This is a genomic window from Methylorubrum extorquens, assembly GCF_024169925.1.
In the GTDB taxonomy this organism is placed as follows: domain Bacteria; phylum Pseudomonadota; class Alphaproteobacteria; order Rhizobiales; family Beijerinckiaceae; genus Methylobacterium; species Methylobacterium extorquens_A.
This window is the reverse complement of record NZ_JALJXF010000001.1, coordinates 2,012,599-2,027,491: the sequence shown is the minus strand read 5'-3', so window position 1 is coordinate 2,027,491 and position 14,893 is coordinate 2,012,599. Positions and strand designations below refer to the sequence as shown.

12 protein-coding genes are annotated in these 14,893 nt (G+C 69.5%); 8 read left to right on the top strand and 4 right to left on the bottom strand.

What is annotated here, in order from left to right; translation table 11 throughout:
* Positions 1 to 75 precede the first annotated feature (75 nt).
* Together J2W78_RS09530 and J2W78_RS09525 are read left to right on the top strand one after the other, a co-directional pair.
* A complete protein-coding gene (locus J2W78_RS09530) occupies positions 76 to 591 on the top strand; it encodes a peptide deformylase (protein ID WP_253370044.1) in 516 nt (171 codons plus the stop codon).
* Positions 592 to 716: 125 nt separating this feature from the next.
* A complete protein-coding gene (locus J2W78_RS09525) occupies positions 717 to 1,154 on the top strand; it encodes a hypothetical protein (protein ID WP_253370043.1) in 438 nt (145 codons plus the stop codon).
* Positions 1,155 to 1,175: 21 nt separating this feature from the next.
* Here the strand turns inward: J2W78_RS09525 and J2W78_RS09520 are convergent, their stop codons facing one another.
* The gene (locus J2W78_RS09520) at positions 1,176 to 3,353 is read right to left on the bottom strand and encodes a TonB-dependent receptor (protein ID WP_253374007.1); all 2,178 of its coding nucleotides are present in this window, start codon (positions 3,351 to 3,353) and stop codon (positions 1,176 to 1,178) included.
* A 286-nt stretch (positions 3,354 to 3,639) separates the two neighbouring features.
* On the opposite strand from J2W78_RS09520, the gene J2W78_RS09515 reads away from it, so the two are divergent.
* Complete coding sequence (locus tag J2W78_RS09515) at positions 3,640 to 4,485, top strand: DUF3750 domain-containing protein (protein ID WP_253370041.1); 846 nt, start codon at positions 3,640 to 3,642, stop codon at positions 4,483 to 4,485.
* A gap of 18 nt (positions 4,486 to 4,503) precedes the next feature.
* Here the strand turns inward: J2W78_RS09515 and J2W78_RS09510 are convergent, their stop codons facing one another.
* Positions 4,504 to 4,998: a hypothetical protein gene (locus J2W78_RS09510; protein WP_253370039.1), complete on the bottom strand. Its 495-nt coding sequence runs from the start codon at positions 4,996 to 4,998 to the stop codon at positions 4,504 to 4,506.
* Between the two features lie 456 nt (positions 4,999 to 5,454).
* Here J2W78_RS09510 and J2W78_RS09505 point away from each other — a divergent pair, with 456 nt between their 5' ends.
* From J2W78_RS09505 to J2W78_RS09490, 4 genes are all read left to right on the top strand, one after another.
* Complete coding sequence (locus tag J2W78_RS09505) at positions 5,455 to 5,946, top strand: GNAT family N-acetyltransferase (RefSeq protein WP_253370037.1); 492 nt, start codon at positions 5,455 to 5,457, stop codon at positions 5,944 to 5,946.
* 79 nt (positions 5,947 to 6,025) lie between these two features.
* Complete coding sequence (locus J2W78_RS09500; RefSeq protein ID WP_253370035.1) at positions 6,026 to 7,417, top strand: GntP family permease; 1,392 nt, start codon at positions 6,026 to 6,028, stop codon at positions 7,415 to 7,417.
* Between the two features lie 124 nt (positions 7,418 to 7,541).
* Positions 7,542 to 8,858, top strand: a complete 1,317-nt coding sequence (locus tag J2W78_RS09495; protein ID WP_253370033.1) for a dicarboxylate/amino acid:cation symporter — start codon at positions 7,542 to 7,544, stop codon at positions 8,856 to 8,858.
* 105 nt (positions 8,859 to 8,963) lie between these two features.
* Positions 8,964 to 10,025, top strand: a complete 1,062-nt coding sequence (locus J2W78_RS09490) for an SDR family oxidoreductase (RefSeq protein ID WP_253370032.1) — start codon at positions 8,964 to 8,966, stop codon at positions 10,023 to 10,025.
* A gap of 7 nt (positions 10,026 to 10,032) precedes the next feature.
* On the opposite strand, the gene J2W78_RS09485 is transcribed toward J2W78_RS09490, so the two are convergent.
* Positions 10,033 to 11,760 carry an aspartate ammonia-lyase gene (locus J2W78_RS09485; protein ID WP_253370030.1) on the bottom strand — a complete coding sequence of 576 codons (1,728 nt, stop codon included), beginning with the start codon at positions 11,758 to 11,760 and terminating at the stop codon, positions 10,033 to 10,035.
* Positions 11,761 to 11,937: 177 nt separating this feature from the next.
* Positions 11,938 to 13,479, bottom strand: coding sequence for an alginate export family protein (locus tag J2W78_RS09480; RefSeq protein WP_253370028.1), 1,542 nt, complete (start codon positions 13,477 to 13,479; stop codon positions 11,938 to 11,940).
* A gap of 454 nt (positions 13,480 to 13,933) precedes the next feature.
* On the opposite strand from J2W78_RS09480, the gene J2W78_RS09475 reads away from it, so the two are divergent.
* Positions 13,934 to 14,857: an amino acid ABC transporter substrate-binding protein gene (locus tag J2W78_RS09475; protein WP_253370026.1), complete on the top strand. Its 924-nt coding sequence runs from the start codon at positions 13,934 to 13,936 to the stop codon at positions 14,855 to 14,857.
* Positions 14,858 to 14,893 lie beyond the last annotated feature (36 nt).

Genomic DNA, 14,893 nt, shown 5'->3' with positions numbered 1-14,893 from the left:
AAGGCTGCATCTCAAGGCGGCGGGCGCGGATCGGTCCCGCCGCCGCCCTGTTGCCAGTCCTCGGAACCTGCTTGCATGCCCGTCCGCCCGCTGATCCTCTATCCCGATGCGCGTCTGCACCGGGCGGCTGAACCCGCCGCCGCGACCGGGGAGGCCTTGCGCGCGCTCGCGGCGGACGTGCTCGACACCCTCGGCGCCGTCTCGGCGATGGGGTTGACGGCGATCCATATCGGGCGCCCGGAGCGGGTGGTGGTGATCCGGCTTCAGCCGGACGAGCCGCACGCGGTCTACGTCGATCCCGTCGTCGCCTGGGCCTCGCCCGAGCGGGCGGCGCATCCGGAGGGAAGCGTCTCGATGCCGGGGGTGGTCGAGCCGGTGGAGCGGCCGGCCCGGATCCGGGTGCGCTACCGCGATCTCGACGGCGCCGAGCACGAGGAGGAGGCCGAGGGCCTGCGCGCCGCCTGCCTGCAGCACGAGATCGACCAACTCGCCGGAATTTTCTGGATCGACCGGCTGACCCGGCTCCGCCGCGACCGGGTTCTCAAGCGCTACGCCAAGCTGCGAACGCAGCAGGCGCGCGCGGGATCGTGAGGCGTCGCCCCTTGCGTGCAAGGCTCGGTCCGGGGCGTCGGGCATGGTATGCCGAAACTCGGCGTCTCGTCCCGAAAAACGGCCATCGCCGTCCGCGACGAGGCTCCACCGTCCGAGATCGATCCATGTCCCGCCTGCCGCACGTCGCCCTCCGAGCCCTCGCCCCGGCTGTCCTGGCCGCCGTCACCCTCGCGCTGTCCGCGCCCGGCGGCGCCGCGCAGGGGACCGGCCAAGGGACGGGGGCGCGGGCGGGCGATCAGAAGGCCGCGGCCCGGCCCGCTTCCGTGGTCGGCTGCACCTCGCTGGCCAACCTGCGCGGCCTCCTGCGCAGCGCGGGCGAGGACCGCGCCGCCGCACTCGCGGTCGCGAGCGATCCGAAATCCGATCTCGGCTGCAGCGCGGTGGACCGCGCCACGGTCACGGGGCTCGCCGACCATGTCGCCCTCAACGGCCGCGCCTACGATTGCCTCACCCTCAAGGGCACGGCGGTGTGCCACTGGACGGTGGCGGGCGCGGTCACGCCGCCCGAGCGGCCGGCGGGCAAGCCGGCCCGCGGCAAGTAGGCTCGGGCGCGAGGGGCGGCCTCAGAACCGTGCCGTCAGGAACAGGCGGAGGTTGCGGCCCGGCAGCAGGATCTCGTCCTTCTTGAACGAGGCCGAGTTGCGGATGTCGTCGTCGAGCAGGTTGCGGCCCTGGAGGCCGAGCGTCACCTCCGTGGCGCCGTAGACCGCGGGGTCGAGCGCCTGGGTGTAGGCGAGTTCGGCGCGGAGATCGTTCCAGCCCGGCGTCGTCGTCTCGAACGGGGCGATCTCGGTGTGGTCGAAGGCGTGGAGCAGGTTGATCCGCGCGAACCAGCCATTGGCCCGCACGAAGGCGCCGCCGCCGAGCCGGTGCGGCGGGATGCGCGGCACGAAGCTGCCGTCGTCGAACCGGGCGCGGACGAAATCGTATTGCGCCTCGATTCCGGCCCAGCCGTCGCCGACGGGGAAGAGATCGAGCTGCGCTCCGATCTCGGCGCCGTAGAAGCTGGCATTGGCCTGCGAGTAGACGATCTGGCGCAGCTCGTCGCCGGAGCCGCAGGAGCCGAAATCGTCGTCGCAGCGGTTGCCGGTGTCGCGCCGGAAGATGAAGCCGGTGTAGCGGGTGACGTAGCCGGTGGCGTCGAGCCGCAGCGGCCCGTCCGCCCGGCGGAAGGAAATCTCGGCGGTGCGGGCGCGCTCCAGCCGCAGGGTCGGGTCGCCGATCTCGAAGGTCGCTGAGGCGTGGTGCGGCCCCTGCGAGAACAGTTCGGGGCCGGTGGGCGCACGCTCGACATAGGAGCCGTTGAGGCTTGCCACGAAGCCGTAGGGCAGATCTTGCAGGGCGCCGATGCTGGCGCTCTTCGGGGCGAAGCGGCGCGTCAGGGCGTAGCTGAACGGGTCTCCGTCCGTCGGAAGGTAGCTGCCGGGGAACTGCGTCGCGATGCTGTTGAGCCGGTCGCCCTCGATCCGGCCCGCGGCCTGGAACCGGAGGCCCCCGCCGACCGCCAGTTCCTCGAACAGGTAGGCCGCCAGCACCCGCGACTCGGTCGGCGGCAGGAAGCTCTCGAGCTGCGAGTTGAGCACCCGCCGGCTCGTCTGGACGCCGACCGCGCCGGTGAGCGTGCCGAGCGCGGTGAAGACCGGCACGTGCTGCGCCTCGACCCTCGCCTCGACCTCGCGGTTCTTGAAGATCGCCTGCACGCCCTCGCCGGCCGACCCCTCATGCGCGTGGTCATGGTCGTGATCGTGGTCGTCGTGCCCGTGGCTGTGGCCGAAGCCGATCTCCTCGTGGCGGTAGACCGAGCCGCCGGCCCAGAAGCGCAGCACCTCGAACGGGCCTTCCAGCGGGCGATATTCGCCGCGGGCGAGCACGCGGTCCTGGTTGGGGTTGAGCCGGGTGCGGGCCTCCTCCGCCTCGCCGCCGGGGATCTGATAGAGCGCGTTGAAGTGGCTGTAGGAGATGCCGAGGAAGCCGCGGTCGCCGATGGCCGAGATGCCGACCGAGCCCCCTTGCGTCTCGGTCGCCGAGTTGCGCTGGATGCCGCCGGGGATCGCATAGGAATCGGTCGCGGTCGCGAACCCGTCGGCGTGGACCGCGATGCCGTTGGCGCCCGCATCGACGCTGGCCGCGCCGAGCCGGCCGTTGTCGACCGTGGTGTATCCCGTCGTGACCTGGCCCGTGATCCCGCGGGCGGGAATGAAGGTTGGCACCTGATTGTTCTCGGCCGAGACCACGCCGCCGATCGCGCCCGAGCCGTAGCGCAGCGTGGCGGGGCCGCGGATCACCTCGATCCGGCTGGCGTTGAGCGGGTTGACCGGCACCGCGTGGTCCTCGCCGAGATCCGACACGCCGCCGTTGACGATACCGTTCTCCTGGATGCGCACCCGGGCGTTGTCGAGGCCGCGGATGATCGGCCGCGAGGCCGCCCCCGGCGCGTAGGTCGAGGCGGAGATGCCGGGCCGGTCGGCCAGCGCGTCGCCGAGCGTGCGCGGCTGGTCGCGGGCGATCCGCTCCTGCGGCACCACGGTGACCGGCGAGAAGGTGTTCGTCACCACCGGCAGCACCTCGGCCGCCCGGGCGAACGGCACGGCGGGGGAGGGAGTTGCCGGAGCGGCGGGCCGGCCCTGAATCGGGCTCACCGAGGTCACGCTGATCTCCTCCAGCGTGGCCGCCTCCTGCGCCCGCGCCGAGAGCACGGTTCCGGGGACACCCGTCAGCACCGCCCCCGCCGCCAACAGCATCCGTCCCGAACGTCCGCGTCGCATTCCCGTCGATCCAGCCTTGTCACGTTACAATGTTTCATCGCGAGGATGTTACAATGTTGCAAGGCTTATCTGCCGCCGTCCCGGCGGGGACGGGTGGGTGTGACCGGCCTGCATCAGGCGGCGATCCGGTGCGCTGCTGCACGGTGCGCGCCCCGTAACCCGGCGCGAGGCGTCGCAGGTGCTTGTGCCGCGCGGAGCCGGACGTGACATTGGGGTCCCCGGAGATGGTGTCACCTGTCCGGATCGATCTTTCCGGAACCCGATGCCCACCGACGTGCTCCTGTCCGCCCTCCGCTTCCTCCTTTTCGGCCTCAGCCTCCTCATCCTTCTCTTCCTCGTTCCGCTCGCGACCCACGCCCTGTGGTGGACCGCGAAGGGCGGACGCGCGGAAAGCTGGTCGACGGCGGATTGGTCGAGCGCCGGGCTGCTCCCGCCGGCTGCCGCCGTGCCGGGGGCGATGGTGCGGGTCTACGCCGCCCGGGTCGGGCGCTGGCGGGGCATCTTCGCCCATCACAGTTGGGTGGTGGTCAAGGAGGCGGGCGCTGCTCGCTACAACCGCTACGACGTGGTCGGCTGGGGCAGGCCGGTGCGCACCGACGCCTACGCGCCGGACGGGCGCTGGTTCGGCAACGAGCCGGAGATCGTACTCGGGCTCGACGGCGAGGCGGCGGCGCGGGCGATCCCCGAAATCCGCGCGGCGGTGGCGGACTATCCCCACCGCAGCCAGGGCTCGTATCAAGCGTGGCCGGGCCCGAACTCGAACACCTTCGCCGCCCATGTCGTCGCGCGCATCCCCGACAACGACGTACCGCTGCCGCCCACCGCGCTCGGCAAGGACTGGACGCCGCCGGGTCGCATCGCCGAAATCACCCCGAGCGGCACGGGCCTGCGCCTGTCCTGGCGCGGCTATGTCGGCCTCACGATCGGCTGGGTCAATGGGCTGGAGCTCAACCTGCTCGGCGCGGTGGCCGGCCTCGACTGGCGCCGCCCGGCCCTCAAGCTGCCGGGGTGGGGCCGGATCGCCCTGATCCCCGGCGGCGACGCGGACAAGGCGGTGCCGGCGGCGGAACCGGAGCGCCGCCCGGCTGCGGATTCCGTTTCCGGCTGAGCCGGCGTCGCGGCGGGCTCAACGCCGCGACGATTTCTGCCGCGGCAGGGTCACGTCGCCCTGCCACTGGCCGGCGAAATCAAGCGCCGAGCTGTAGGCGACCGAGAAGTTGCCTTTGCCCTTCACGCCCGTGAACGCGCCGGTGGCCGCGCTGTCCCGGTACGTTCCCGTCGCCGTGACGCGGCCCTGCGGGTCGGTCGTGATCGTGCCCTTGTAGGCGCTCGAAACCGAGCCGCCGGGCATGGTGAGGGTGATGGTGCCTTCCACCGGCCCCTGCCCGTTCTTGAGCGTGAGGATTTCCACCCACTGCACCTGCGCCCCGTCGAACGGGGTGCCCGGTCCGGCATTGGTTCCGGATGCGGTCTGCTGGACCTTGATCTCGTTCGGGCCGAGCACCTGCGGGGCCTGACTGTCGACATGGCCTGTGAAGTGGCCGCCCATCGGCATCGCCACGGCCGGAAGGGCCGGCACGAGCGACAGCGCAACGGCAAGGATCGCCGATCTCCGATACATCGCGTTCACTCCCTCGAATATGATTTCTGGAGCCGTATCCGGCCTGATTGCATCAGGCCGCTGTCTCTAGGCCTCCGATCTGACGCGCAATTTCTCGGCGGGCCGGCGGCTACTTCGCCGGAATGCGCTCTGAGGCATCGCCTTGCGAGGTCGAGTACGGAGCCGCGACCCTGGGGGAGCCTGAATACCAATTGTATTTGCTGTCAATGCGGAGTTTAAGCAAAGTCGGTGTATTTATTCTTGGCGAATATTATGAAGCTGCGCGGCGTCGATGCGCGGGGTGCGGGACGCCACCGAGAGGGCTAACCCGCCTGCGCCGTGGCTCATCCGATTGCGCAGGCGGGGCCGCCGTACCGATCACGGGGTTGGACCCCTCCGGGGCGACGCGCCAGGCGCCCGATCCGTGATAGGAGCCGGCGGACCGGACCGCGATACCGGCACCGCCCCACGGACACGATGACCGACCTTTCCCTCCGCCCGGCGCAAAGCCATGACCGCGACGCGATCTGGTCGATCCTCGAGCCGATCCTGCGGCAGGGCGAGACCTACGCCCTGCCGCAGGACTGGGACGGTGAGCGGGCGCTCGCCTACTGGTTCTCCCCAGCCCACCATGTCTTCGTCGCGGAACGTGCGGGCGCGGTGCTGGGCAGCTACTATGTCCGCGCCAACCAGCTCGGCCCCGGCGACCACATCGCCAACGGCACCTACGCGACGCATCCCGAGGCGCGGGGGCGGGGCATCGCCCGCGCCATGGGCCTGCATTCCTTCGAGACCGCCCGGTCGCTGGGCTTTTCCGCGATGCAGTTCAATCTCGTCGTCGCCACCAACACCCACGCCGTCGCACTTTGGACCAGCCTCGGCCTCAGGGAGGTCGGCCGCCTGCCCGGCGTGTTCCGCCATCCCACCCTCGGGCCGGTCGATGCGCTGGTGATGCACCGCCCCCTGTAACCCGCCTCCATTGAATACGGCCGCGCTTGGGGCAGATTGAGCTTCGCGCACCGTGAGAGGTGTGGGGAGGGCCCGTGCCTTGAGCTTCCTGATCTGCCTCGCGGCGCTCTTCTTCCTGATGGGGATCGCCTATCGCGGCTTCTCGGTGATCCTGTTCGCGCCGGTCGCCGCCATGGGCGCGGTGCTGCTGACCGATCCGGCCGCCGTGCCGACCCTGTTCTCCGGGTTGTTCATGGAGAAGCTGGTCGGCTTCCTGAAGCTGTACTTTCCCGTCTTCCTGCTCGGGGCCGTGTTCGGCAAGCTCATCGAGATCTCAGGATTCGCCCGCTCCATCGTCGGCGCCGTCACCGGGCTCTTGGGCGAGGGCCGGGCGATCGTCGCGATCGTGCTGGTGGGCGCGATCCTCACCTATGGCGGCGTCTCGCTGTTCGTGGCGGTGTTCGCGGTCTACCCCTTCGCCGCCGAGCTGTTTCGCCGCTCGAACATCCCCAAGCGCCTGATCCCCGGCACGATCGCGCTCGGCGCCTTCACCTTCACCATGGACACCCTGCCGGGCACCCCGCAGATCCAGAACATCATCCCGGCCTCCTTCTTCAAGACCGACGCCTACGCCGCCCCGTGGCTCGGCGTCATCGGTGCGCTCTTCGTGTTCGCGGTCGGCGTCGCCTATCTCGAGTGGCGCCGCCGCTCCGCCGGGGATGAGGGCTACGGCGAGGGCCACACCAACGAGCCGCAGGCGGTCGAGGACAAGGTCGTCATCCACCCCGCGGTGGCGATCCTGCCGCTCCTCATCGTCGGGATCGGCAACAAGCTCCTGCTCGCCTGGATCACCGCAGCTTACGGCGAGCAGGCGAGCGCGGCACTGACGCCGGAGATGGCGGCCCACCCCGTGACCGTCCAAGTCAAGACCGTGGCGGCGATCTGGGCGGTCCAGGGCGCGTTGCTTCTCGGCATCCTCGCCACCGTGATCCTCGGATACCGCAACCTCGCGGAGCGCTTCTCCGATGGCTCGAAGGCGGCGGTGGCCGGCTCGCTGCTCGCCGGCATGAACACCGCCACCGAATACGGCTTCGGCGCGGTCATCGCCGCGCTCCCCGGCTTCAAGGTGATCTCGGACGCGCTCTCGGCGATCCCCAACCCGCTGATCAACGAGGCGGTGACGGTCAACGTACTGGCCGGCGTCACCGGCTCGGCCTCGGGCGGACTCTCGATCGCGCTCGGCGCCCTGTCGGGCCGCTTCGTCGAGGCGGCGCAGGCCGCCGGCATCCCGCTCGAAGTGATGCACCGCGTCGCCTCCATGGCGAGCGGCGGCATGGACACCCTGCCCCATAACGGCGCGGTGATCACGCTGCTCGCCGTCACCGGGCTGACCCATCGCCAGTCCTACGGCGACATCTTCGCGATCACGATCATCAAGACCGTGGCCGTCTTTTTCGTGATCGGGGTCTACTACCTGACCGGATTGGTCTAGGGCCATACCCGCCCACGTTGCGCGAAGGGCCGACGGACGCTGCGCGCAAGCGATCGTCCGTCGAGGCAAAGGCCGGTTCGGCGCAGCGGGGCGCGCGAAAGACCACCGGGAGGAGCCCGCCCGAATGAGCACCACCGCCACCCTGCCGTCCGAGCGGGCTCCGCTCCACAAGTCCCTGTTCGTGCAGGTGATCGCCGGGCTCCTGGCCGGCATCCTCGTCGGCGTGCTGGCGCCCGGCTTGGCCGGGGAGCTGAAGGTCCTGAGCGACGCCTTCCTCCGGCTGATCGCGATGATCGTGGCGCCGATCGTGTTCTGCGTCGTCGTGCACGGCATCGCCGGGGCGGGTGACCTCGGGAAGGTCGGGCGGGTCGGCGTGAAGGCGCTGATCTATTTCGAGGCGATGACGAGCGTGGCCCTCGTGCTCGGGCTCGTGCTCGCCTACCTCGTCGGGCCGGGCCACGGCATGAACATCGATGTCGCGAACCTCGATGCCGGCGCCCTCGGCGGCTACGCCGATTCCGCGCAGAAGCTGCAAGGCGGCGGCATCGCCCATTTCCTCCTGGCCATCATTCCCCGGACCGCCTTCGACGCCTTCGCCCGCAACGACGTCCTGCAGGTGCTGTTCTTCGCCGTGCTGTTCGGGGTGAGCCTCGCGCTGGTCGGCGGCGAGAAGGCCCGGGCGGTCTCGGACCTGATCGACGCGCTGGCCACGGTGCTGTTCAAGGCCATGGGGCTGATCGTGCGGCTGGCCCCGCTCGGGGTGTTCGGCGCCGTCGCCTACACGGTCGGACGCTACGGCATCGGCTCGCTGGCGCAGCTCCTCTCGCTCGTGGCCCTGTTCTACCTCGCGGTGGCTTTGTTCGTGTTCGTGATCCTCGGCACGGTGATGCGGCTTGCGGGCCTCAGCCTCGTCAAGCTCCTGACCTACCTGCGCGAGGAGTTGACCATCGTGCTCGGCACCGGCTCGTCCGATGCGGTGCTGCCGCAGATCATGCGCAAGCTCGTACACCTCGGGGTGAAGGAGTCCACCGTCGGCCTCGTGGTGCCCACGGGCTACTCCTTCAACCTCGACGCCTTCTCGATCTACCTGACGCTGGCCGTGGTCTTCATCGCGCAGGCGACCAACACGCCGCTCTCCTTCAGCGACCTGATGCTCGTGCTCGGCGTCTCGCTGGTCACCTCGAAGGGCGCCCACGGCGTGCCGGGCTCGGCCATCGTGATCCTGGCCGCGACCCTGAACGCCGTCCCCTCGATTCCCGCGATCGGCCTCGTGCTGGTGCTCTCGGTCGATTGGTTCGTCGGCATCGCCCGGGCGCTGGGCAACCTGATCGGCAATTGCGTCGCCACCGTCGTCGTCGCCGCCTGGGAGGGCGACCTCGACCGGGAGCGTGCCGCGCGGGTACTCGATGGCCGGGAGAGCGCGGACGCTGCCGCCGGTTAGGGGGAATGCCGGATGCGCGATCGAACGTATCGCCCCGAGGCCGGTTTCCGACCAGGAGGCGCCGCACCGGTCGTGACGGGGCCGAGGACGGCACCGGAGTCGGGTATGACGGGAACGGCACTGATCGCGGGGGTCGGCGGCATCGTCGGCAACAATCTCGCCCGGCACCTCGTGGCGCGGGGCTGGACGGTGGAGGGGCTCGCCCGCCGCCCACCTGAAATCGCCGGCGTCACACCGGTCGCCGCCGACCTGCTCGACCCGGAGGCGCTCGCCCGCGCGCTCGACGGGCATCGGCCCAGCCACGTCTTCCTCGCCACTTGGCTGCGCCAGCCGACGGAAGCCGAGAACATCCGCATCAACGCGGCGATGGTCGCAAACCTCCTCGAAGCGCTCCGCCCGGCGGCAAGCGTGCGCCACGTGGCACTGGTGACCGGGCTCAAGCACTATCTCGGGCCGTTCGAGGACTACGGGAAGGGGAGCTTGCCGCCCACGCCGTTCCGCGAGGACCTGCCGCGCCTGCCCGTCGAGAATTTCTACTACGCGCAGGAAGATGCGGTGTTCGAAGCCGCCGCGCGCCAAAACTTCTCGTGGAGCGTGCACCGCCCGCACACGATCGTCGGCTACGCGCTCGGCAACGCCATGAACATGGGCGTGACGCTGGCCGCCTACGCCACGCTCTGCCGCGAGACCGGGCGACCCTTCCGCTTCCCCGGCTCGGCGGCGCAGTGGAACGGGCTTACCGACGTGACCGATGCGCGGCTGCTCGCCCGCCACCTCGAATGGGCGGCGCTGACGGAGGCCGCGCACAACGAGGCCTTCAACGTCGTCAACGGCGACGTCTTCCGCTGGCAATGGATGTGGGGCCGGCTCGCCCAATGGTTCGGCATCGCGCCCGCGCCCTTCGACGGCGCGGGGAACCCGCTGGAAGCGCAGATGGCGGGGGCCGCCCCGCTCTGGGCCGAACTGGCCGAGCGCCACGGCCTGATCGAGCCCGACCTGAACCGCCTGGCCTCGGCGTGGCACACCGATGCCGATCTCGGCCGGCCGATCGAAGTCGTGACCGACATGAGCAAGAGCCGTCGCCTGGGCTTTCTCGATTACCAGCCCTCGGACGATGCGTTCTTCGACCTGTTCGCGCGGCTGCGGGCGGAGCGGGTCATCCCCTGAGCGGACCTCACCCCACTGTCCCGGCTCTCTGGCGCCGGGTCGGGTGGGTCATGGCTTCCAGTTCGAGCAGATCGTTGAGCTGGGCCTCGGTGAGGAGGCCCTCCTCCAGCACCAGATCCGCCACCGCGCGGTTCTCCTTGAGCGCGCGGCGGGCGATGCGGGAGCTGGCCTCGTAGCCGAGCGTCGGCGCGAGCGCCGTGACGAGGCCGATCGAGCCCTGGACGAGGCTGCGGCAGCGCTCCCGGTCGGCCTCGATGCCGTCGACGCAGCGCTTGGTCAGGGTGTCGATGGCGGCCGTCAGCATCCGCAAGGAGCTCAGTACGCAATAGCCGATGGTCGGCTCGAAGGCGTTGAGCTGGAGCTGGCCGCCCTCGGCGCAGAGCGTCACCGTGAGGTCGTAGCCGATCACCATGTAGGCGACTTGGTTGACCACCTCAGGGATCACCGGGTTGACCTTGCCCGGCATGATCGAGGAGCCGGCCTGCACCGCCGGCAGCCGGATCTCACCGAACCCCGTGCGGGGACCGGACGAGAGCAGGCGCAGGTCGTTGCAGATCTTGGACAGCTTGACCGCGACGCGTTTCAGGACGCCGGAGAACAGCACGAAGGCGCCGAGATCCGAGGTCGCCTCGATCAGGTTCGAGGCCAGCACCATCGGCTGGCCGGCGAGCCGCGACAGCTCCTCCACGGCCAGCGCGGCGTAGCGCGGGTCGGCGTTGATCCCGGTGCCGATCGCGGTCGCCCCGAGATTCACCTCGCGGAACAGGCCGACGATCTCGGTCAGCCGTGCCACGTCCTCCTTGATCGTGGCGTGGAAGCCGTCGAACTCCTGGCCCAGCGTCATCGGCACCGCGTCCTGGAGCTGGGTGCGGCCCATCTTGAGCACGTCGGCGAACTCCACCGCCTTGCTCTTGAAGGCGTAGGCGAGGTCGTCGAGCGCCTTCACCAGCGGTTGCGTGGCGAAGATCACCGCGAGCCGCAACGCCGTCGGGTAGGCGTCGTTGGTGGATTGGGCCATGTTGACGTCGTCGTTGGGGTGCAAAGCGGCGTAGTCGCCCGGCGCCCGGCCCATCAGGCGCAGGCCGACATTGGCGATGACCTCGTTGGCGTTCATGTTGGTCGAGGTGCCGGCCCCGCCCTGGATCGCGTCGACCACGAAGGATTCGGCGTAAACCGGATCGGTCGCGACGAGGGTGCAGGCCTCCTCGATGATCTTCGCCTTCCCCTTCGGCAGGGTGCCGAGCCGGTGGTTGGACCGCGCCGCGGCCTGCTTCACGAGGGCCAGCGCCCGCACCAGGTCCGGGTAATGGCCCACCGACACGCCGGTGATCGGGAAGTTCGCCACCGCCCGCTTGGTGTGGATGCCCCACAGGGCATCGACCGGCACCTCGCCGTCCCCGAGCAGGTCGTGTTCCGAGCGGGTCTTCGCCCCCTCCATCGCCACCTTGCGCACGGTGGCGACGGCGAGATCCTCCTCCTGGGGCGGCGTCTCCGTGGCAGCCCTTGCCGCCGTCCCGCGCGCGTCCGGGCGGGCGGCCTTCTCGGCCGCCGCGATGGCTGCGGCTTTCATCTCGGCCTTGGCCGCCTTCTTTCCCGTACCGCCTGTACCGCTGGGCTTCCCGGCCGCACCCTTTGCCTTCCCGGCCGCACCCCTAGCCTTCTTGACCTCACCCTGGCCGCCGGCCGCATCCTTGGCGGAGCGCTTGGCCTTGGTGTCGGATGCCGTCTTCGCCACGGAAGTCTCCCCCGATGCGTCGATCCGGCCGAATCCACGATGTCGGCGGCCGGTGACCGTCGGGTCGGTGTTCAGATCTTCGCGCGCCGGACTGTCAACCGCTCGCAGTCTGGTTGACGTGTCAGCAGCCCCGCGTCGTCAGCCTTCGCACGCACGACGCGGGACCGGGGTGAGGGGTTAGAAGAAAAAGGTCGTGTTGAGATAGCCGTAGAAGGTGTCGCCGGTATCGGGCGCGTTGGGGGCGTTGCGCAGGAAGTCGTCCTTGGCGAGATAGGCGAGACCCGTATCGAGGAGCATCGTGTCGGGGATGATCCAGTAGCGCACGCGTCCCTCGATCTGGTGGCCGGCGAAGGTGCCGGAGCGGCCGGTGCGGTCGCGGATCAGGGTCGCGGCGAAGGTGTCGGTTGCGCTCTCGAGCCAGAGCGGCCGGTAGGCGATGAAGGCGTCCCAGACCGGGCTCGGGGTGATCTCGGCGCGGATCGCGGGCGAGATCAGGTTGGCGCGCTGCACCGGGCCGTAGAGGCCGGTCGGGCCGTACTCGAAGCGCCGGGCGCCGAACAGGGTGTCGAAGCGGCTGAACTTGCCGTCGTTGGCCCGGTCGCCGCTGGCGTGGTCGTAGTGCAGCGAAAACCGCGGCTTCCATTCGTGGTCGAGGGTGTAGCCGACCTCGGCGTGGACGAAGTAGGCCGAGACGGTGAGGTCGCGCAGGTCGGCGGCCGAGGCGGTCTCGCGGGCTAGCCCGGTCTGGTAGATCCCCTCGAGATCGTAGTCGAACTCGCCGACCCGCGGCTGGCGGGCCAGCCGCAGGCCGGGGGTGAACAGGCGCCGGTCGCGGGTCTGGACCGAGCGCAGGCCGGTGCCCGAATCCTGCTCGTAGAGGCCGTAGCTGTAGAGTTCGAACGTGCCGCCGAAGATGCCCGCGAAGGTGTAGGAGGCGCCGAACAATTGCAGGTTCAGGCTCTCGCGGTCGAACTCGATGCCGTTGTCGAGGATGCCGTTGACGTCGTCCGGCAGGCGGGTATGCGGCATCGACCACAGGGCGGTGAACTTGTCCTTGTTCGCGCTCTGCCAGTCGAAGGTCACGCCGGTATAGGCGTTGATGGTGTTGCGGAACTGCTGGCGCGAGACGAGGCGGCGCGAGCCGATGTTCTTGGTGAAGCGGCCGACCGTGAGGTTGCTCTTCGAGCCGTTGTCACCGAGATCGCCCGTGTCGAAGTTGAGATAGGCCTGGCCGGGCTCGAGAGCGTTGATCTCCGTGGTGAAGGCGGAGGAGTTGCGCTGCTGGAAATAGCCGCGGCTGTCGAACAGCTCGACGCCGAGGCGCACAGGTCCCTTGATCCCGTACTCCACATGCAGGGTGGTGAGGTACGAGTTCAGGATGTCGTTGGCGGGGAAGGTCGGCACCGGGCGGAACTGGTTGGCGATGCCCTCCACCCGCGGCCGGAACGAGCCGCTGATGCGCCAGTTCTCCGGCTCGCCGAGCCCCTTGTAGAGGAAGTTCGGCGGCTTGACCGGCATGGCCGCGAAGTAGGGGCCGTCCTGCTTCTTGCGGGACGCCGCGATCCCGGCCTGCACCTTGGCGGTCGCGGCCTCCGTGGCCGTGACGGGCCGTGTTTCCAGGGGGCCGGCAAAGGGTCCGCTCTGGGCCAGCACCGGACCGATGAAGAGGGGAATGGAGGCGCCGGCAAGTAACGACGCGCAGAGAACCGACCGCTTCACCACACCGCTCCTGTTCTTTCGCAGAGTTCGTCCGAGGGCGGTTAGTGATTGCTTGGTCTGGTATACCAGCGCAAGAACTGCCTTTTGGATCGATGCATTTTGTCGAAGCGGCGCCGGGCCGGAGATCCGGCCGGGACCGGTTTTCCACACGGCGCCGGGAGCGCAAAACAAAATAAAATCAGGGATTTGAGTTTCTTGATTTAATCCGCCCCATGGGTCGGTCGCTTGTCCCCCGTCTGCAACGGATGGAACGGAACGTCAGAAGTACTTAGATTTCTCGGGATTAAATTCGAATTTTCCTGTTGCGGCGCGGGGTGGGCTTCGTGCCGCAACCGTTCCGTGCAGGCCGAGGGCGGGCTCGGATGGATGACAAGCCCGTGTCCCGGCCCCACTATGGGTTCGCCGCCGCCCGCGGGTGGCGGCGCGTCAAGTCCCGTGTTCGGAAGGTCCGCCGATGCGCCTCAAGGCCGCGCTCCTGCTCACCGCTTTCGCCGCGGCCGCCTGTTCGCCGGCCCGTGCGCAGGATCTTTCCGGCAATGACTTGTCCGGTACGCTGAAGAAGGTGCGGGAGGCCCGCGCCATCACCATCGGCCACCGCGACGCCTCGGTGCCGTTCTCCTATCTCGACGGCAATCAGAAGCCGGTGGGCTACGCCTACGAGATCTGCCTGAAGGTGGCGGATGCGGTCAAAGCGCATCTGAGGCTCGACACGCTGGAGGTGCGGCTCAACCCCGTGACCTCCGCCACCCGCATCCCGCTGATCGCCAACGGGACCATCGACCTCGAATGCGGCTCGACCACCAACAACGCCGACCGGCAGCGGCAGGCGGCCTTCACCAACACCCACTTCCTCACCGCGACGCGCTTCGTCGCCAAGCGGGAGAAGGGGCTCGACAAGACCGACGACCTCAAGGGCCGCACCGTGGTCTCGACCTCGGGCACCACCAACATCCGCCAGATCAACGAGATCAACACCGCCCGCGGCCTCGGGATGCGGATCCTGCCGGCCAAGGACCATGCCGAGGCCTTCCTGATGGTCGAGACCGGCCGCGCCGACGCCTTCGTGATGGACGACGTGCTGCTCGCCGCCCTCGTCGCCGGCTCGAAGACGCCGGACGCCTACGCGATCTCCTCGGAAGCGCAGTCGCGCCCCGAGCCCTACGGCATCATGCTGCGCAAGGACGACACAGCCTTCAAGGCCGTGGTCGATGCCGCCACCGCCGCGCTCTACAAGAGCTCGGAGGGCAAGGCGCTCTACGAGAAGTGGTTCACGCAGCCCATTCCGCCGCGGGGCATCAACCTGAAGCTCCCGATGAGCGGGGCGATGCGGAAGGTCCTGGCCAGCCCCAGCGACAGCCCGGATCCGGCGGCCTACTGACCGTGCCGGCGCGGCTGCGGCCGAGCGAGCTGCGAA

Bases quoted from the DNA above. Each gene is read 5' to 3' on its own strand.
- J2W78_RS09530 (WP_253370044.1), top strand. From the start codon at position 76: ATGCCCGTCCGCCCGCTGATCCTCTATCCCGATGCGCGTCTGCACCGG.
- J2W78_RS09525 (WP_253370043.1), top strand. From the start codon at position 717: ATGTCCCGCCTGCCGCACGTCGCCCTCCGAGCCCTCGCCCCGGCTGTC.
- J2W78_RS09520 (WP_253374007.1), bottom strand. From the start codon at position 3,353: ATGCTGTTGGCGGCGGGGGCGGTGCTGACGGGTGTCCCCGGAACCGTG.
- J2W78_RS09515 (WP_253370041.1), top strand. From the start codon at position 3,640: ATGCCCACCGACGTGCTCCTGTCCGCCCTCCGCTTCCTCCTTTTCGGC.
- J2W78_RS09510 (WP_253370039.1), bottom strand. From the start codon at position 4,998: ATGTATCGGAGATCGGCGATCCTTGCCGTTGCGCTGTCGCTCGTGCCG.
- J2W78_RS09505 (WP_253370037.1), top strand. From the start codon at position 5,455: ATGACCGACCTTTCCCTCCGCCCGGCGCAAAGCCATGACCGCGACGCG.
- J2W78_RS09495 (WP_253370033.1), top strand. From the start codon at position 7,542: ATGAGCACCACCGCCACCCTGCCGTCCGAGCGGGCTCCGCTCCACAAG.
- J2W78_RS09490 (WP_253370032.1), top strand. From the start codon at position 8,964: ATGACGGGAACGGCACTGATCGCGGGGGTCGGCGGCATCGTCGGCAAC.
- J2W78_RS09475 (WP_253370026.1), top strand. From the start codon at position 13,934: ATGCGCCTCAAGGCCGCGCTCCTGCTCACCGCTTTCGCCGCGGCCGCC.